This is a genomic window from Spirilliplanes yamanashiensis (assembly GCF_016863475.1).
Taxonomy (GTDB): Bacteria; Actinomycetota; Actinomycetes; order Mycobacteriales; family Micromonosporaceae; genus Spirilliplanes; species Spirilliplanes yamanashiensis.
Genome location: NZ_BOOY01000033.1, coordinates 76,644 through 94,693, shown reverse-complemented (window position 1 = coordinate 94,693; position 18,050 = coordinate 76,644). Strand labels below are relative to the sequence as shown.

16 protein-coding genes are annotated in these 18,050 nt (G+C 76.5%); 10 read left to right on the top strand and 6 right to left on the bottom strand.

The annotated features are described in order from the left end of the window. Positions 1-43: 43 nt before the first annotated feature. Complete coding sequence (locus tag Sya03_RS24065) at positions 44-838, bottom strand: SDR family NAD(P)-dependent oxidoreductase (RefSeq protein ID WP_203940669.1); 795 nt, start codon at positions 836-838, stop codon at positions 44-46. Beyond that, positions 838-2,517 (bottom strand): FAD-dependent oxidoreductase, encoded by a 1,680-nt coding sequence (locus Sya03_RS24060; protein ID WP_203940668.1) that lies wholly within the window; start codon positions 2,515-2,517, stop codon positions 838-840. Before Sya03_RS24060 ends, Sya03_RS24065 begins: the two co-directional genes overlap by 1 nt. A gap of 158 nt (positions 2,518-2,675) precedes the next feature. Between Sya03_RS24060 and Sya03_RS24055 the strand changes: the two genes are divergently transcribed. The 8 genes from Sya03_RS24055 to Sya03_RS24020 are packed head-to-tail and all read left to right on the top strand — an operon-like array spanning position 2,676 to position 9,672. Then, positions 2,676-3,149, top strand: coding sequence for a cation:proton antiporter regulatory subunit (locus Sya03_RS24055; RefSeq protein ID WP_203940667.1), 474 nt, complete (start codon positions 2,676-2,678; stop codon positions 3,147-3,149). A 39-nt stretch (positions 3,150-3,188) separates the two neighbouring features. Beyond that, on the top strand, positions 3,189-5,942 hold the full coding sequence (locus tag Sya03_RS24050; RefSeq protein WP_203940666.1) for a Na+/H+ antiporter subunit A: 2,754 nt from the start codon (positions 3,189-3,191) through the stop codon (positions 5,940-5,942). Next, on the top strand, positions 5,939-6,352 hold the full coding sequence (locus Sya03_RS24045) for a Na(+)/H(+) antiporter subunit C (RefSeq protein ID WP_203940665.1): 414 nt from the start codon (positions 5,939-5,941) through the stop codon (positions 6,350-6,352). The genes Sya03_RS24050 and Sya03_RS24045 overlap by 4 nt, the downstream gene beginning before the upstream one ends. After that, positions 6,349-7,845: a Na+/H+ antiporter subunit D gene (locus Sya03_RS24040; RefSeq protein ID WP_203940664.1), complete on the top strand. Its 1,497-nt coding sequence runs from the start codon at positions 6,349-6,351 to the stop codon at positions 7,843-7,845. Before Sya03_RS24045 ends, Sya03_RS24040 begins: the two co-directional genes overlap by 4 nt. After that, the gene (locus tag Sya03_RS24035) at positions 7,842-8,387 is read left to right on the top strand and encodes a Na+/H+ antiporter subunit E (protein WP_203940663.1); all 546 of its coding nucleotides are present in this window, start codon (positions 7,842-7,844) and stop codon (positions 8,385-8,387) included. The genes Sya03_RS24040 and Sya03_RS24035 overlap by 4 nt, the downstream gene beginning before the upstream one ends. After that, the gene (locus tag Sya03_RS24030) at positions 8,384-8,689 is read left to right on the top strand and encodes a monovalent cation/H+ antiporter complex subunit F (RefSeq protein ID WP_203940662.1); all 306 of its coding nucleotides are present in this window, start codon (positions 8,384-8,386) and stop codon (positions 8,687-8,689) included. Before Sya03_RS24035 ends, Sya03_RS24030 begins: the two co-directional genes overlap by 4 nt. Continuing rightward, positions 8,686-9,030, top strand: coding sequence for a monovalent cation/H(+) antiporter subunit G (gene mnhG, locus Sya03_RS24025; RefSeq protein ID WP_203940661.1), 345 nt, complete (start codon positions 8,686-8,688; stop codon positions 9,028-9,030). Before Sya03_RS24030 ends, mnhG begins: the two co-directional genes overlap by 4 nt. A 57-nt stretch (positions 9,031-9,087) precedes the next feature. Beyond that, positions 9,088-9,672, top strand: a complete 585-nt coding sequence (locus Sya03_RS24020; protein ID WP_203940660.1) for a 3'-5' exonuclease family protein — start codon at positions 9,088-9,090, stop codon at positions 9,670-9,672. On the opposite strand, the gene cydC is transcribed toward Sya03_RS24020, so the two are convergent. From cydC to Sya03_RS24005, 3 genes are read right to left on the bottom strand one after another with little or no spacing between them, the layout of a single operon-like run. After that, on the bottom strand, positions 9,647-13,066 hold the full coding sequence (cydC, locus tag Sya03_RS31650) for a thiol reductant ABC exporter subunit CydC (RefSeq protein WP_203940659.1): 3,420 nt from the start codon (positions 13,064-13,066) through the stop codon (positions 9,647-9,649). The genes Sya03_RS24020 and cydC overlap by 26 nt on opposite strands. Next, positions 13,063-14,031, bottom strand: a complete 969-nt coding sequence (cydB, locus tag Sya03_RS24010) for a cytochrome d ubiquinol oxidase subunit II (protein WP_203940658.1) — start codon at positions 14,029-14,031, stop codon at positions 13,063-13,065. Before cydB ends, cydC begins: the two co-directional genes overlap by 4 nt. Before the next feature lie 11 nt (positions 14,032-14,042). After that, entirely contained in the window at positions 14,043-15,383 is a 1,341-nt protein-coding gene (locus Sya03_RS24005; protein WP_203940657.1) for a cytochrome ubiquinol oxidase subunit I, read from the bottom strand. 86 nt (positions 15,384-15,469) lie between these two features. Between Sya03_RS24005 and Sya03_RS24000 the strand changes: the two genes are divergently transcribed. Then, positions 15,470-15,841 carry a BlaI/MecI/CopY family transcriptional regulator gene (locus tag Sya03_RS24000; RefSeq protein WP_203940656.1) on the top strand — a complete coding sequence of 124 codons (372 nt, stop codon included), beginning with the start codon at positions 15,470-15,472 and terminating at the stop codon, positions 15,839-15,841. A 4-nt stretch (positions 15,842-15,845) separates the two neighbouring features. After that, positions 15,846-16,745: a M56 family metallopeptidase gene (locus tag Sya03_RS23995; RefSeq protein WP_203940655.1), complete on the top strand. Its 900-nt coding sequence runs from the start codon at positions 15,846-15,848 to the stop codon at positions 16,743-16,745. On the opposite strand, the gene Sya03_RS23990 is transcribed toward Sya03_RS23995, so the two are convergent. Then, positions 16,742-17,971, bottom strand: a complete 1,230-nt coding sequence (locus tag Sya03_RS23990; RefSeq protein ID WP_203940654.1) for a glycoside hydrolase family 32 protein — start codon at positions 17,969-17,971, stop codon at positions 16,742-16,744. The genes Sya03_RS23995 and Sya03_RS23990 overlap by 4 nt on opposite strands. Between the last annotated feature and the right edge of the window lie 79 nt (positions 17,972-18,050).

Below are 18,050 nucleotides of genomic sequence, written 5' to 3'. Positions count from 1 at the left end.
GGCCGCCCTCTTTCAGCCCACCTAACGCCGGCTGAAAGCCCTGCTAGGTGGTGGTGCGCAGCCAGCCGCCGTCGACGTAGACGGTGGAGCCCACCGTGTAGCCGGCCCGCGGCGAGCAGAGGAAGACGAACGTGTCGGCCACCTCCTCGGGGGTGGCGAACCGCCCGATCGGCGCGTTGTCGTCGGCGATCTTCTGCAGGTACTGCTCCCAGGTCTGGTCGGTGCCCGCGGTGAGCGCCTTGGCGGTCTTCACCCAGTCGCCGGTCATGACCAGGCCAGGGTTGACGGCGTTGACCCGGATGTTCGAGCCGATCAGCTCGGCGGCGAGGCACTTGGAGAACATCACCAGCGCCGCCTTGGTCACGTTGTAGATCGGCTCGTAGTACAGCGGCTGGGTGGCGCAGATGGACGCGTTGTGCAGGATCACCCCGCCGCCGCGGGCCTGCATGCCCGGCGCGAGGGTGCGCGCCAGCCGCACCGCGGCCATGACGTGCAGGTCCCAGTACGCCTGCCAGCGCTCGTCCGGCGCGGCCAGGATGGTCTCCTCGCTGCCGGTGCCGGCGTTGTTGACGAGGATGTCGGCGCCGCCGAACTCGGCGGCCACGGCGGCGGCGAGCCGGTCGGTGCCGTCGGCGGCGGCCACGTCCGCCTCGACCGGCAGCACCCGCACGCCGTGCGCGGCGCGCAGCCCGTCGGCCGCCTCGGCCAGCCGGCCGGGGTCGCGGCCGCAGATCGCCACGTGCACGCCCTCGGCGGCCAGCCCGGCCGCCACGGCCAGGCCGATGCCGGCGCTGCCGCCGGTGACCACGGCGACCTTGTCGCGCAGCTGCAGATCCATCAGGGAGCCTCCGTGCCGGTGGGGGATGGGTCCCGCACAGTGTCGCGCGGCCGCAGCCGCAGCGCGGCCGGGGCGTGCGGCGGGACGGCGGGCCGACGCGGCGGCACCGGGTCGAGCCGCACGTAGCCGGTGGTGGGGCGCGGGTCGGCCTCGCCCGCGTTCGGCCACAGCGCGAACGCCCGCTCGGCGAGCGCCGTGATCGTCAGCGCCGGGTTCACGCCCAGGTTCGCGGGCACCGCCGCGCCGTCGGCGACGTGCAGGCCCGGGTACCCGTACACCCGGTGGTACGGGTCGACCACGCCGGTGGCGGGGGAGTCGCCGATCACCGCGCCGCCCAGCACGTGCGCGGTCATCGGCACGTTGACCAGGTCGAACATCGAGCCGCCGGCGACCCCGCCGAGGTGGGCGGCGACCCGGCGCACCACCTCGTGGCCGACCGGCAGCCACACCGGGTTCGGCGGGCCGTGCCCGCGCCCGGTCGTCAGCCGCCCGCGCCGGGTGCGCCGCACCGTCAGCGAGTTGTCGACGCTCTGCATCACCAGGGCGATGACGGTGCGCTCGCTCCACCGCCGGCGGTCCAGCGTGCGCAGCAGCCGCCGCGGGTGCCGCAGCGCCTGGCCGGCGAACCGGGCCAGCCGTCGGGCCCGCCCGCCGCCGCCGTCCACGAGCAGCGTCGACAGCAGGCCCATGGCGTTGCTGCCGGGGCCGTACCGGACGGGTTCGACGTGGGTGTGCGGCTCCGGGTGGAACGACGACGTGATCGCCACCCCGCGCGAGAACGGCGCCGCCGGCACCCGCGGCGCGGTGGCGCCGAGCAGCGCCTCGGAGTTGGTGCGGGTCAGCGCCCCCAGCCGGTCCGACAGCCCGGGCAGCACGCCGGTGTCCCGCATGGCGTGCAGCAGCCGCTGGGTGCCCAGCGCCCCGGCGGCCAGCACCACGTCGCGGCACCGGAACACCCGCGGGCCGGCGTGCACCGCCCAGCCGCCCGGCGCGGGCCGCAGCGCCGTCACCGTCGTGTCCGGGTGCACCTCCGCGCCCAGCCCCTCGGCCAGGTGCAGGTAGTTGAGGTCGAGCCGGTTCTTCGCCCCGTACCGGCAGCCGATCATGCAGTCGCCGCACTCCAGGCACCCGGTGCGCGCCGGGCCGGCCCCGCCGAAGTACGGGTCGGGCACCCGCACGCCCGGGGCGCCGAAGAACACCCCCACCGGGGTACGCCGGAACGTGTGGCCCACGCCCATCTCGGCCGCCACCCGCGCCATCACGGCGTCCGCCGGCGTCGTCGACGGCTGCTCGACCACGCCCAGCATCCGCGACGCCTGCGCGTAGTGCGGCGCCAGCTCGGCCGCCCAGTCGGTGATGTGCGCCCACTGCGGGTCCGCGTACACCTCCGGCGGCGGGGTGTAGAGCGTGTTGGCGTACACCAGCGAGCCGCCGCCGACGCCCGCCGCCGACAGCACCACCACGTCGCGCAGCAGGGTGATCCGCTGCATCCCGCGCAGCCCCAGCCGCGGCGCCCAGAGGAAGGTGCGCAGGTCCCACGACGTGCGCGGCATCGTCGCGGGGGTGAACCGGCGGCCGGCCTCCAGCACGCCCACCCGGTAGCCCTTCTCCGCCAGCCGCAGCGCGGCCACGCTGCCGCCGAACCCGCTGCCGACGACCACCACGTCGTAGTCGGTCACGCCCCCACTGTCACACGGCCGGCGCGGCGCGGGCCACCGGCGCCGCGGCCCGGGGATCGCCGGGTGTCACGAGACCGTCACGAAGCCGGGGGAGGCCCGTCAAACCGCCCGGGCAACCTGGGAGCCGGACACCGCAGAGCCGGACGGGAGGTCGGGGCGTGGAACTGGAACGCAGCGTGCTGCCCGGCCTCGGCGTGGTGCAGCGCTTCGGCACCGCCCACGGCCAGACGGTCGGCGTCGTGTCCCACCTGAGCGGCCGCCGCGAGGTGGTGATCTACCACCCCGACGACGGCGACGCGGTGCTGCACACCGTCGTGCTGGAGCGCGACGAGGCGCACGCCGCCGCCGACCTGCTCTGCGCCGAGGTGACCCGGGAGCACGTCGCCGACCTGGAACGGCAGGTGCCCGGCATGGCCGTGGTCCGCGTCCGGGTGCCGGCCGGGTCCCCGTACGACGGGCTGCCGCTGCCCGACCCGCTGCCCCCCGAAGTGTCCGTGATCGCGGTCGTCCGGGACGGCCGGGTGATCCCGGCCCCGGCCGCCGACCTCGCGCTGGACCGCGACGACGAGGTGGTGGCCGCCGGCACGACCGCCGGAACGGCCGCGCTCGGCGCGCTGCTGACGATGTCCTGATCCTGCCCCCACCGCGCGGGGCTACCGCCTGGGGGGCGTGTGCTCGTACTGCTGGCTGTCCACGCGCTCGCCGCCGTCCTCGCCCCGTCGCTGGTGCGGGCGCTCGGCCGGCGCGCCCTCTACCTGCTCGCCCTGGCGCCCGCCGCCGCGCTCGGCTGGGCGCTGACCACCGCCACCGCCACCGAGACCCACCCGTGGGTGCCGCAGCTCGGCCTCGAGGTGGCGCTGCACATGGGCGCGCTGGGGCGGCTGATGGTCGTGCTGGTCGGCGGCGTCGGCGCGCTGGTGCTCGCCTACAGCGCCCGCTACTTCGCCCCCGACGACGCGGGGCTGGGCCGGTTCGCCGCGCTGTTCGTCGCGTTCGCCGGGGCCATGCTCGGGCTCGTCGTCGCCGACGACCTGCTGCTGCTCTACGTCTTCTGGGAGCTCACCACCGTCCTGTCGTACCTGCTCATCGGCCACGACGCCGCCCGCCGGGCCGGCCGGCGGGCCGCCCTGCAGGCGCTGCTGGTCACCACGTTCGGCGGGCTGGCGATGCTGGTCGGGTTCATCGTGCTGGGCGAGCACGCCGGGTCGTACCGCTGGTCGGTGATCGCGGGCGACCTGCCGTCCGGTCCGCTGCTCACCGTGGCGGCCGTGCTGATCCTGCTCGGCGCGCTCAGCAAGTCCGCGCTCGTGCCGTTCCAGTTCTGGCTGCCCGCGGCGATGGCGGCGCCCACCCCGGTCAGCGCGTACCTGCACGCCGCCGCGATGGTCAAGGCCGGCGTCTTCCTGGTCGCGCTGCTCACCCCGGCGTTCGCCGTGAGCGCGGTCTGGCAGGCGGTCGCGGTCACCGCCGGGCTGGCCACCCTGCTGTACGGCGGGTGGCGCGCGCTGCGCGAGCACGACCTGAAACTGCTGCTGGCGTACGGCACGGTCAGCCAGCTCGGGCTGCTCGTGGCGGTGCTCGGCACCGGCACCCGCACCGCCGCGCTCGCCGGCGCCGCCATGGTGCTGGCGCACGCCCTGTTCAAGAGCGCCCTGTTCCTGGTCGTCGGCGTCGTCGACCACGTCACCGGCACCCGCGACCTGCGCGAGCTGTCCGGCCTCGGGCGGCGGATGCCCGCGCTGGCGGCGGTCGGCGTGCTGGCCGCGGCGTCCATGGCCGGGCTGCCGCCGCTGGCCGGGTTCGTCGGCAAGGAGGCCGTGTTCGCCGCGTTCGCCACCGGCGCGCCGCTGGACACCGCCGTGCTGGCCGGGCTCGTCGCCGGGTCCGCGCTCACCGTCGCGTACAGCGCCCGCTTCGTGTGGGGCGCGTTCGGCGGCGCCAAGCCGTCGGAGGCGCTGCCGCCCGGGCCGGCGCTGCTCGCCCCCGCCGCCCTGCTCGCCGCCGCCGGGCTCGCCGCCGGCCTGGCCGCGCCCGTGGTGGACGGGCTGCTCGCCCCGTACGCGGCCGGGCTGCCCGGCCCCGGCTACCACCTGGCGCTGTGGCACGGCCTGTCCGTACCCCTCGGGCTGTCGGCCGTGGCCGTCACGGCCGGGGCCGCCGTCTTCGCCGCCACCCGGCGGCGCTCGCGCGACGCCGCCGAGCGTCCGCCCGCCGGCACCGCGGCCTACGACCGGCTGATGCACGGCGTCGACCGGCTCGCCGTCGAGCTGACCGGCGCCACCCAGCGCGGCTCGCTGCCGTTCTACCTCGGCGTGATCCTGCTGGTCATGGTGGTGCTGGCCGGGGTGGCGCTGCTGGCCGGCGCCCCGTGGCCGGTGGCGCTGCGCCCCTGGGACACCCCGCTGCAGGCCGTGGTCGGCGCGGTGGTCGCCGTCGCCGCGATCGGCGCGGCCCGCGCCCACCGGCGGCTCACCGCCATGATCCTCGTCGGGGTCGCCGGGTACGCCGTCGCGGTCCTGTTCATCCTGCACGGCGCGCCCGACCTGGCGCTCACCCAGGCGCTCGTCGAGACCGCCACGATCGTCATGTTCGTGCTGGTGCTGCGCCGCCTGCCCGCCACGTTCTCCGAGCGGCCGCTGCGCGGCAGCCGCCTGGTGCGGGTCGCCATCGGCGTCGCGGTCGGCGCGGTCGCCGCCGCGATGGCGTACGTGGCGGCCGCCGGCCGGCAGGCGCGGCCGGTCAGCCTCGGCTTCCCCGACCTGGCCGTCTCGTACGGCGGCGGCGACAACGTCGTCAACGTCATCCTCGTCGACATCCGCGCCTGGGACACCATGGGCGAGATCTCCGTGCTGGTGGTCGCCGCGACCGGCGTCGCCAGCCTCATCTTCCGCCGCTCGGCGGACCTGCGGCAGCGGGCGCCCGCCCCGCCGCCCGGCCCGGGCACCGGCTGGCTGCGCACCGCCACCGGCGCCGCCCAGCAGTCCATCGTGCTGCAGGTGGTGACGCGGCTGATCTTCCACGTCATCGTGCTGTTCTCGCTGTACCTCCTGTTCTCCGGGCACGACGCGCCCGGCGGCGGCTTCGCGGGCGGCCTCGTCGCCGCGCTCGCCCTGGCCGTGCGCTACCTGGCCGGCGGCCGCGACGAGCTGAACGCGGCCGCGCCCGTCGACGCCGGCAAGGTGCTCGGCACCGGGCTGTTCGTCAGCGTCGGCACCGGCCTGGCCGCGCTGCCGTTCGGCGGGCAGATCCTGCAGAGCGCCATCGTGGACCTGCACCTGCCGGTGCTCGGCCACGTCCACCTGGTGACGTCCACGTTCTTCGACATCGGGGTGTACCTGATCGTCGTCGGGCTCGTGCTCGACATCCTGCGCAGCCTCGGCGCCGAGATGGACCGCCAGATGTCCGAACCGGAGGAGGCCGCGTGACCCCCAACCTCGTGTACGTGCTGCTCGTCGGCGTGCTGTTCGCCACCGGGGTCACGCTGCTGCTGGAACGCAGCCTCACCCGCGTCCTCATCGGGGTGATCCTGCTCGGCCACGGCGCCAACGTCCTGATCCTGCTCGGCGGCCGGGCCGGCGACGCCCCGATCGTCGGCGCCACCCCGGAGGAGGGCATGAGCGACCCGCTGCCCCAGGCCATGATCCTCACCGCCATCGTCATCACCCTCGGCATGACCGCGTTCCTGCTCGCCCTCGCCTACCGCAGCCGCCACCTGGTCGGCCACGACGAGGTGCAGGACGACGTCGAGGACCGGCGCATCATGGTGCTCGCCGAGCGCGACGAGGGACCCGGCACCGCCGACACCTCCGACGAGCACGTGCGGGGCAGCGCATGACGTGGCTCGTCCCGCTGCCCGTGGTCATGCCGCTGCTCGGTGCGGCCCTGACCCTGCTGCTCGTGCGCCGCCCCCGGGCCCAGCGCACCGTCAGCCTCACCGTGCTCACCGCCACCCTCGTCGTGGCGTGCGCGCTGCTGTGGCTGGCCACCGGCGAGGGCGCGCTCGTCGTCGCCGTCGGCGGCTGGGGGCCGCTCGGCATCGTGCTCGTCGCCGACCAGCTGGCCGCGCTCATGTGCGTGGTGTCCGCCGCCGTGACGCTGTGCGTGCTCGTCTACTCCATCGGCCAGGGCATGGCCGACGGCGACGAGGAGACGCCGCTGTCGGTGTACCACCCGACGTACCTGATCCTCACCGCCGGTGTCATGAACGCGTTCCTGTCCGGCGACCTGTTCAACCTGTACGTCGGCTTCGAGATCCTGCTCGTCGCCTCGTACGTGCTGCTGACCCTCGGCAGCACCGCGCCGCGGATCCGGGCCGGCACCACGTACGTGGTGGTCAGCCTGCTCTCCTCGCTGATCTTCCTCACCGCCATCGGGCTCGTGTACGCCGCCACCGGCACGCTCAACCTGGCCCAGCTCGTCGGCCGCCTCGACGCGCTGCCCGACGGCCTGCGCCTGGTGCTGCAGGCCATGCTGCTGCTCGCGTTCGGTATCAAGGCGGCCGTGTTCCCGCTGTCGGCGTGGCTGCCCGACAGCTACCCGACCGCGCCCGCGCCCGTCACCGCCGTCTTCGCCGGGCTGCTCACCAAGGTCGGGGTGTACGCCATCATCCGCACCGAGACGCTGCTGTTCCCCGGCGGCCGGGTCGCCGACCTGCTGATGATCGTCGCGCTGCTGACGATGGTCGTCGGCATCCTCGGCGCCGTCGCCCAGGCCGACCTCAAGCGGCTGCTGTCGTTCACCCTCATCAGCCACATCGGCTACATGCTGTTCGGCGTCGGCCTCAGCACCGGCCTCGGCCTGTCCAGCGCCATCTTCTACGTCGTGCACCACATCGTCGTGCAGACCACGCTGTTCCTCGCCGCCGGCCTCGTCGAGCGCCGCGGCGGCTCCACCGCGCTCGACCGGCTCGGCGGGCTGGCCCGGGTGTCGCCGCTGCTGGCCGTGCTGTTCCTCGTGCCCGCGCTCAACCTGGCCGGCATCCCGCCGTTCAGCGGCTTCCTCGGCAAGCTCGGCCTGCTGCAGGCCGGCGTCGAGACGGGCGGCCCGCTGGCCTGGACGCTCGTCGCCGGCGGCGTCGTCACGAGCCTGCTCACCCTGTACGCCATCGCCCGGGTGTGGAACCTCGCCTTCTGGCGCACCCCGCACCCGTCGCTGCCCGCCCCCGGCCCCACCCGGCTGATGCCGCGCATGATGGTCGGCTCCACGCTGGCCCTGGTGGTGTTCGGCGCCGGGCTGACGCTCGTCGCCGGGCCGCTGTTCGACGTCAGCGCCACCGCCGCCGAGGACCTGCTCCAGCGCACCCCGTACGTGTCGGCGGTGATCCCGTGACCCCGCGCCTGCGCCGCCGCAACCGCATCGTCGCCGTCGCCGGGCTCGTCGCCGTGTGGCTGCTGCTGTGGGGCTCGTTCACCCCGCTCACCCTCGCCGGCGGGATCGTCCTGGCGCTCGTCGTGCTGGCCGTGTTCCCGCTGCCGCCCGTCACGTTCGCCGGGCGCCTGCGGCCGTGGCCGATCGCCGTGTTCACCGCCCTGTTCCTGCGCGACCTGCTGCTCGCCAGCGCCCAGATCGCCTGGCTGGCGATCCGGCCCGGGCCGCCGCCGCGCAGCGCGATCATCGCCGTGCCGCTGCGCGTGGGCTCCGACCTCAACCTCACGCTGACCGCCGAGGCGGTGTCACTGATCCCCGGCAGCCTCATCGTCGAGGCCGACCGGCGCACCGGCACCCTCTACGTGCACGTCCTCGGCGTCACCGGCCCCGCCGGCGTCGAACGCGCCCGCGCCGGGGTGCTGGACCTGGAGGCGCGCATCGTGCGCGCCATCGGCTCGGCGGCGGAACTCGCCGCCCTGGACCCGGAGGGAGCACCCCGATGAGAGCCGTCGCCGTCTGCCTCACCGTCCTGCTCGGACTCGCCGGGGCACTGACCCTCGTGCGCATCCTGCGCGGGCCGTCCGTCCTCGACCGCGTCATCGCCACCGACGTGCTGCTCGCCATCATCGTGGCCGCCGTCGCCGCGGACGCCGCCTACCACCGCGACGCCACCGCCCTGCCGGTGCTCGTGGTGCTGAGCGTGCTCGGCTTCGTCGGCTCGGTCAGCGTCGCCCGCTTCTCCACCGGCGCAGCCCCGCCCTCCGCTACTCCTTCCCCCGCCTCCGCCGCGGAGCCGGACCGGTGACCGCCGTCCTCGACGTGCTCGCCGCCGTCGCCCTCGTCAGCGGGGGGCTGCTGTGCCTCGCGGCGGGCATCGCGCTGGTCCGCTTCCCCGACCTGCTGTCGCGCATGCACGCCACCGCCAAGCCGCAGGTGCTCGGCCTGCTGCTCGTGCTGATCGGCTGCGGGCTGCGGCTGCGCACCGCCGTCGACATCACCACCCTCGTGCTCGTCGGCGCGTTCGCGCTGGTCACGGCACCGGTGGCGGCGCACATGGCGGGCCGCGCCGCGTACCGCACCGGCCAGGTCCGCCGCGACCTGCTCGTCACCGACGAACTCGCGGACCACCCGCCGGACGCCCCCTGAGCCATCGCCGGCTCTCCCGGCAGCCGCCCGCGCCGGGGCGATCGTAGGCTGACCGCCATGCCGCGCGAGCTGTACATCTCCGCCGACGTCGAGGCCGACGGGCCCATCCCCGGCCCGTACTCCATGTCGTCGGTCGGGATGGCGGCCGCCGCCACGTTCGACGGCACCACGTTCACCCGCCTCGACCCGGCCGCCGACACGTTCTACCGCGAGCTGCGCCCCATCTCCGACCGCTTCGAGCCGGCGGCCGCCGCCGTCAGCGGCCTGAACCGCGACGAGCTGGCCCGCACCGGCGCCCCGCCCGCCGAGGCGATGGCCGCGAACGTCGCCTGGATCGCCGGCGTCGCCGACCGGCACCGGGCCCGGCCGGTGTTCGTGGCGTACCCGCTGGGCTTCGACTGGATGTTCGTGTACTGGTACCACGTCCGGTTCACCGGCGGCTCGCCGTTCGGCCACTCCGGCCACGTCGACGTCAAGACGCTGTACGCCACCCGGGCCGGGGTGCCGGTCCGCGCCGTCGGCAAGCGGTCCATGCCGCGCGAGCTGCTCAGCGACCGCCCGCACACCCACCACGCCCTCGACGACGCCATCGAGCAGGCCGACCTGTTCTGCAACGTCATGCAGTGGCGTACGGACGGCTGACCGCCCCCAGCTCGCGCACCGCGTCCACCCGGTCCAGGCCCTCCTGCCGGTGCGTCAGCAGCAGCACCGCCGGGCCGCCGGCGCCGAGCAGGTCCGCCATCAGCGCCTCCGCGGCCGGCTCGTCCAGCCCTTCGGTCGGCTCGTCGAGGATCAGCAGGTCCGGCTCGACGAGCAGCGCCCGCGCGGTGACGAACCGCCGCCGCTCCCCGCCCGACATCGTCGCCCCGCCGGTCCCCAGCCACGTGCCGAGCCCCGCGGGCAGCCCGGCGAGCCATTCGCCGAGCCGCACCCGCCGCAGCACCGCGACCAGCTCCGCGTCGCTGGCGCCCGGCCGCGCCAGCCGCAGGTTCTCCCGCACGGTGGACGCGAAGACATGATCGAACCCGTCCCCGACCAGCGCCACCCGCCCCGCCCGCCGGACCCGCCCGCCCGCCGGCGTCAGCAGCCCGGCCGCCACGGCGGCGAGCGTCGACTTGCCCGCCCCCGACGGGCCTACGACGGCGACGCTGCCGCCGGCGGGGATGCGCAGGGTCAGGCCGCGGAGGGCGGGTGTGCGCGGATCCCACCCGGCGACGACACCGTCGAGGACGAGTGCGTCCGCGGTGGTCGCGGTGGTCGCGGCCGGCTGGGCGGTCGCGGCCGGTGGGGTGGTGAGGGTGGTGAGGGTGGCGAGGCGGGTGTGGGCGCCGCGGGCCCGGCGCCGGGCCACCGCCGCCTCCGGCAGCGTGAGGGCGGGCTCGGTGAGCGCCACGACCGCGAGCAGGACCAGCGCCGCCACCTCCGCCGGAAGGCCGCCGGTCGTGGCGGCCGTGCCCAGCACCGCCGCCGCGCACCCCAGGTGGGCGAGCGCGGCCGCCGCCCCCGACGACCAGGCCGCCCGCGACTCCAGGGTGGACAGATCCCGGCTGCGCCGATCGGGTACGGCGAGCGCGTCGGCGCGCCCGGCCAGTTCCTCCAGGCCGGCGGCGGTCTCGACGACGGCGTCGCGCAGTGCGGCCCGGGCCTGCCCGGTGCGCGCGTCGAGCCGCCCCGCGAGCCACCCGGCCAGCGCGGGCGCGAGCAGCCCGGCGACGGCGAACCCCGCCGCCACCACCGTGGCCGTCGCCGGCGCGACCGCGGCGAGTGCGGCGACGCCCGCGGCGAGCGCCAGCCCGGCCGCGGCGGCGGGCAGCCGTCCCCGCAGCAGGCCGTCGACCCGGGCGTCCACGTCGTCGACGGCGCGGGTCAGCACCTCGCCGCGCCGCACCCGCCCGGCCCCGGGCACGAGCGCCGCGTACACCTCGGCCCGCCACCCGCCGAGCCGCGCGAACGCCACGTCGTGCGCGACGAGCCGCTCCAGGTAGCGCAGCAGCGGCCGGGCCACCGCCGACCCGCGGACCAGGACCACCGCGGTGGACAGGGTGAGGATCGGCGGCAACGCCGCGGCCCGCACGAGCAACCACCCGGCGGCCGCGGTCAGCACCACCCCGGCCACCCACGACCCGGCCCCGAACCCGACAGCCGCGACCCCCCACCCACGCCGCCTGCCGGCCACGGACGGCGCGGTGATGGGTGATGGGCTGGCGGCAATGGCCGCGCTGGGTGACGAGGCCGGCCCGCCGGCGGCGGCGAGAGGATCCGGCACGGTGGTGGTGGACGGCCCGGCGGCGGCGGAGGAAGGGCGAGGTCCGGCGGCGGCGGGGAAGGGGCCCGGCCCGGCGGCGGTAGGGGAAGGCTCAGGCCAGGTGGTGGGGGAAGGCTCAAGCCCGGCGGCGGTGGGAGAAAAGTCGGGCCCAGCGGCGTTGAGAGGTGATGAGGTTGGTCCGGCTGAGGCGGCGGAGGGTGAGGGCCCGTCTGCAGGGGCCGGGCGGGTCACGTCCACGATGCGGTCGGCGGCGGTCAGGACCGCTGGGCGGTGGGCGACCACCAGGACCGCGCAGCCGCGCGCAGCCGCCGACCGCAGCAGGTCCACCACCCTGTGTTCGGCGGTGGCGTCGAGGTGGGCGGTGGGTTCGTCGAGGAGGAGGACGGCGGGGGTGAGGGCGGCGTCGTGCAGGAGGCGGGCCAGGGCGAGGCGTTGGCGCTGGCCGGAGGAGATGCCGTGGCCGTCGTCCGCGAGGGGGGTGGTGGGGTCGGGGAGTTCGGTGTCGAGGGCGACCGGGTGCAGCAGGCGGCGCACCGTGGCCGGGGGGAGGTCGTCGCCCAGGGCGTCGGCGACGGTGCGGGCGTGGGGCAGGGCCGGGCGTTGCGGGAGGTAGTGGACGGTGCCGGTGACGGTGGTCGTGCCGGCCGTCGGGGTCTGCAGGCCGGCCAGGACCCGCAGGGCGGTGGTCTTGCCGGCGCCGCTGGCGCCGCGCAGCGCCACCACCTCGCCGGGGGCGACGGCGAGGTGGTCGAGGGTGAGGGTGTCGGCGGGGGCGCCGGGGTGGCGTACGCGCAGGCCGGTGGCCACGATGGAGGGCCGGCCGCCGGGTGGGGCGGGCGGGGGTGCCGGGGTGGCGCGCAGGATCTCGTCGAGGTCGGTGACGACGGCGGACGCGTCGGTGGTGGCGTGGTAGCGGGCGGCCATCTCGCGCAGGGGGCGGTACGCCTCGGGGGCGAGCAGGATGGCGAGCAGGGCCGGGGCGAGGGGCATGTCGCCGGTGGCGACGCGGACGCCCGCGCCGACCGCCACCACGCCCACGGACAGGGTGCCGACGAGGTCGAGGGCGGTGGACGACAGGAACGCGACCCGCAGCACGCCCATCGTGGCGGTGCGGTGCCGGTCGGACATGGCGGCCACGGCGGCGGCCTGGCGGTGGGCGCGGCCGTACAGGCGCAGGGTGCCGAGGCCGTGGACGACGTCGAGGAAGTGGCCGGCGAGGCGCACCCCGGCCGCCCAGCGGGCCGCGGCGCGGCGCTGGGTGGCCCAGCCGATGAGGGCGCCGAACAGCGGGACGAGCGGCAGGGTCAGCAGCACGACGACGGCCGACGCCGGGTCGACGGCGAACAGCAGCAGCACGACCAGCGGCGGCAGCAGCACCCCGAGGACGACCGACGGCAGGTAGCCGGCGAACCAGGGGCGCAGCGCGTCGAGGCCGGTGGTGAGGGCGGCGGTGAGGCGGCCGGGGCCGTACCCGGCGAGCCAGGCGGGGCCGTGGCGCAGGGCGGCGGCGAGGGCGTCGCGGCGCAGGGCGTCGGTGACGCGGGCGGCGGCGCGGTGGGCGACGACCTGGTCGGCCCAGGCGAGCGCGGCCCGGGTGGCGAGGGCGGCGGCGAGCAGCGGCGGCGCCCAGGGCGACCCCCACGCGATCAGGCCGGTGAGGGCGGCGGCGACGGCGATCGCGCAGGCGGCCTGGGCGGCGCCGAGCGCGGCCAGCCCGGCGGCGGCCGCCGGGGCGCGGCGCAGCAGCCGCGGGTCGAGCGGGCCGCTCACGTCGCCTCCCGGCCGCTGGCGACGCGGCGGCGGAACACCCAGTACGAGAACGCCTGGTACGCGAGCACGCCGGGCAGGACGACGGCGCCGACGGCGGTGAGCAGGCCGAGCGCGCCGTCGGTGGCGGCGGCGCCGGTGCGGGTGAGCGACCACGCGGGGTCGAGGGTGCTCGGCAGCACGACGTCGCCGTTGGCGGTGAGGACGGCGACGACGGCGGCGGCCACCCCGGTCGCGGTGAGCGCGAAGGCGGCGGCCTCGCGGCCGGACCGCGCGCACAGGGCGGCGGCCGCGCACGCCGCCGCGGTGAGCAGGCCGGGCAGCGGGCCGAGAACGAACCCGGCGAGGCCGAGCGGCACGGCGGCGGCGCCGGCGGCCCGCCGGGCGCGCAGCCGGACGGGCCCGGTGGTGCGCAGGGCGAGGAAGGTGGCGCCGAGCAGCAGCGACGCGAGCAGGGCCAGCACGGCGCCGGCGAGGGCGGGCCATGTCAGCACCGCGCCGAGCGAGCGGCCGAGGCCGGCGCCGGTGACCGTGCCACCGGGGCCGAGGGCGAGGCCGCGGGCGAACACGGCCAGCACGGCGCCGAGGACGAGCACGGTGCCGGCGGAGGAGGCGGCCAGCACCGCGTCGCAGGTGCGCCGCCAGCGCGCCCCGTCGCCCTTGCCGCGGAACTCCAGTGCGACGCCGCGCCCGGCGAGCAGCAGCAGCAGGAGCACCAGCGGCAGGTACGTGCCGGCGAGCAGCGCCGCGTACCAGGCGGGGAAGGCGGCGTAGGTGACGCCGATCGCGGCGACGAGCCACACCTCGTTGCCGTCCCAGAACGGCCCGACGGTGCGCACGGCGGCGGCCCGCTCGTGCTCGTCGCGGCCGAGCAGCGGGGCCAGCATGCCGACGCCGAAGTCGAAGCCCTCCAGGACGAGGAACAGCACCCAGCACAGGACGACGAGCCAGAACCACAGGTCGATCAACGCGGGGCTCCTCAGTAGACGGGTGCGGACTCGGCGGCGGGGGCCGGGGCGGGCGCGGGGTCGAGCGGCTGCCTCGACAGGTGCCGCACCAGGCGCAGCCAGACGACGGCGAGCACCCCGTACACGAGGGTGAAGCCGGCCAGTGAGGCGACCACCTCGGGCACGGTGAGGCCGGGGGAGACGCCCTCGGCGGTCGTGGAGATGCCGAAGGCGAGCCACGGCTGCCGGGCGGTCTCGGTGAAGACCCAGCCGAAGGTGTTGGCGAGCGCGGGCAGCGCGGGCACGAGCGGCAGCGCCTGCAGCAGCCACCGCGGGAGGCCGCCGCGGCGGTGGAACCACAGGTACGCGGCGGCGAGCACGGCGGCGAGCACCCCGGCGCCGATCATGAGCCGGAATGACCAGAACGCGACGGGCACCATCGGCACGTAGCTGCCGGGGCCGTAGGCGGCGGTGTACTGGGCCTGCAGGTCGTTGATGCCCTGCACGGTGGCGTCCGGGTCGCCCGCGACCAGGAACGACAGCAGCCGGGGGATCTCGATGCTGACGAACGGCTCCTCGCCGGGGCGCCCGGCGGCGAACACGGAGAACGGCGCGCCGGTGGTGGTGGCGTAGAGGGCCTCGGCGGCGGCCATCTTCATCGGCTGCACCCGGGTGATGACCTTGCCGAGGTGGTCGCCGGTGAGGGCGGTCAGCGCCCCGCCGGCGAGGGTGATCCAGGCGCCCACGCGGGCGAGCGGGGCGAACCCGGCGTCGGCGCGGCGCCACACCGCGATGCCGAGCAGCAGGGCGCCGCCGACCATGGCGGCCCCGGCCATGGTGTGCGGGAAGGCGGCGAGGTTGACCTCGTTGAGCAGCAGCCCGGTGAAGCTGTCGAGGCGGGCCCGGCCGGTGTCCGGGTCCAGGGTGTACGCGACGGGGTTCTGCATGAACGAGTTCGCGGCCAGGATGATGAACGCGCTGAGCAGGGTGCCGACGAACACGACGACGATGGTGGCGACGTGCAGCGCCCGGGGCAGCCGGTCGCGGCCGAAGTACCACAGCCCGAGGAACGTGGCCTCGAGGAAGAACGCGAGCATGCCCTCGATGGCGAGGGTGGGGCCGAAGACGTCGCCGTAGAAGGTGGCGAACGCGCTCCAGCCGAGGCCGAACTGGAACTCCTGGACGAGCCCGGTGACGACGCCGACGGCGAACGTCACGATGAGCAGCTTGCCGACGAAGATCGCCAGGGTGCGCCGGCCGGCGATCTCCAGCCCGGCGGCGACCCCGGCGAGGCTGATCGACAGGGGCACGAACAGGTAGTGGTAGATCGTCACGACCGCGAACTGGAGGCGGGTCAGGTCGAGCACGTCCATCCGGGAGGCCCCTCTCTACGACGTCTCGTAGTAGATACTACGCCACGTAGTACGACGGCGTCCGTACGGGCCGCTAGGATGGACGCATGGCGGGACTCGGCGACCTCGAACGCGACGTGATGGCGCAGCTGTGGGACGCGGGCGAGCCGCTCACCGTGCGGCAGGTCTTCGACCGGCTCAGCCGCGAGCGCGACCTCGCGTACACCACGGTCATGACCGTGCTCGACCGGCTCGCCAAGAAGGGCGTCGTCACCCAGGAGCGCGCCGACCGCGCCTACCGGTACGCCGCCACCCAGACCCGCGAGGAGATGACCGCCGCGCTCATGCTCGACGCGCTCAGCTCCGCCCCCGACGGCGCCGCCCGCGACGCCGCCCTCGCGCACTTCGTCGGCCGGGTCGGCCCCGACGGCGCGGCCGCGCTGAGCCGCGCCCTGGAAGCCGCCCGGAACCGCGCCTGAGCGCGTGACCGCGCTGCTGCTGGGCGCCCTCGGGCTGACCCTCTCGCTGCTCGTGCCCCGGCCGCTGGCCCGCGCCCGGTGGACCGCCCGCGTGCCCGCCGCCGCCGTCGCCCTCTGGCAGGCCATCACCCTGGCCGCCGTGCTGTCGGCCGTCGGCGTGGTGCTCGCCGCCCCCGAGGAGCTGGTCCGCGCCACCGGGCGCGGCGCCGAGGCGGCGCTCATCGGCGCGCTCGCCGTCGCCGCCGTCATCGTCGTGCGCCTGCTGTGGTGCCTCGGCGGCGTCATGTACCGCTCGCGGGCCCGCCGCGAGCGGCACCGCACGCTCGTCGACCTGCTCGACCGCGCCGAGCGCCGCGCCGGCCTCACCGACGAGGTGCGCGTCCTCGACGGCCCCCTGCCGTTCGCCTACTGCCTGCCCGGCCGCTCGCCGCGCGTGGTCGTCAGCGACGGCGCCCTGCAGGTGCTGACCGCCGAGCAGGTCGCCGCGGTCATCGCCCACGAGCAGGCGCACCTGCGCCGCCGGCACGACCTGGTCACCGAGTCGTTCACCGCGTTCCACCGGGCGGTGCCCCGGCCGCTGCGCAGCCGCCGCCCGCTCGACGCCGTCCACCTGCTGCTGGAGATGCTCGCCGACGACGCGGCCCGGCGCGCCCACGGCGACGCCGCCCTGCGCGACGCCCTGACCACCATGGGCGACGCGACCACCACGCCGGAGACCGACGGCGGCCGCGACGAGCAGGCCGAACGCCGGCGCCGGCTGGAACGGCTGCGCCCCGGCGCCCCCGGCCCCGACCGGCGGCTCGCGGCGGCGGTGCTCGCCGCCGCGGCCGGGGTGCTCGTGCTGCCGACCGTGTTCCTCGTCGTGCCGTGGCTCGACACCGCGCTCGGCAACTGGCCGCTCTAGTACCGGGTCACCGCCACGGTGCCGCCCTCGACGGCCAGCGGCGCGTCCGGCTCCGGGGCGCAGCGGGTCGAGCCGACCCCCGCCACCCCGTCGACGGCCACCTCGACGATGTCCGCGTCCACGATCAGCCGCACCCGCGGCCCCCACGGCATCGTCAGGCGCGGCGCGCCGCCCTCGGCGACCGTCACCGTGCCCGCGGCCGGGTCGGTGGTCAGCGTCAGGGCGCCGCGGGTCACCGTGGCGGGGCCGTCGGCCGCCAGCACGACCTGCGCGGCCGGGCCCAGGGCGCCCGCCGGCGGGGCGGGCTCACCGCACAGATTCGGGTGCGGCGTCGCCACCAGCGTGTCGCCGTCCAGCCTCAGCACCCACGGCAGGCTGTGCGCGCCCGCCCGGTCGCCCGGCGCGGCGTCCGCGTGCTCGCGCAGCCAGGACAGCACGCAGCGGCGGCCGTCGGCGTCCAGGAACGTGGTGGTCGCGTACATCTGCTCGCCGTGGCCGAACCGGTGCCACGACCGGGCCGTGAACGCCACCCCGTCGTAGTCGCCGACGCCGTACGCCACGTGGTGCAGCGTCTCGTCCGCCCACACGCTGAACAGCAGCACCCACGAGCCGTCCAGCTCGAACAGGTGCGGGCACTCCCACATCGCGCCGGTGCGGGTGCCCTCGCGGGCCGTGGTGGGGCGCTGCGCGACCACCCCGTCGAACCGCCAGCCCAGCAGGTCGTCCGACGAGTACTGCAGGGCGGCGCCGTCGACGCCGGCCAGGCTGGCCCCGACGAGCATCCGCCACCCGTCGCCCGCCCGCCACACGGCCGGGTCGCGGAACGCGGTCACGCCCAGCTCCGGCGGCGGCCCGGGGACGACCGCGTCGACCGGCTCGCGCCGCCACGTCTCCAGGTCCTTCGACCCGCGCGCCACGGCGACCTGCCCCACCGCCCAGTCCGGCTGCCGCACCCGGGTGTAGAACAGCACCGGCTCGCCGCCGTCCAGCACCAGCGAGCCCGACCAGCAGCCGGCCTCGCCGCCGTCCGGGGACAGCGCGACGGGCAGCTCCTCCCACGTCAGCAGGTCGTCCGAGACGGCGTGCCCCCAGTGGATGGCCTCCGCCCACACCGAGCCGGCCGGGTTGTGCTGGAAGAACAGGTGGTAGCGGCCGTCGGCGTGCACGACGCCGTGCGGGTCGTTGATCCAGCCGGTGCGCGGGGTGAAGTGCAGCAGGGGTCTCACACCGACCATCGTGCCGGGCCCGCGGCTGCCGTTCCAGCCCGGCGGGGCCGTAGGTTGGCGGCATGACCACGACGACGCG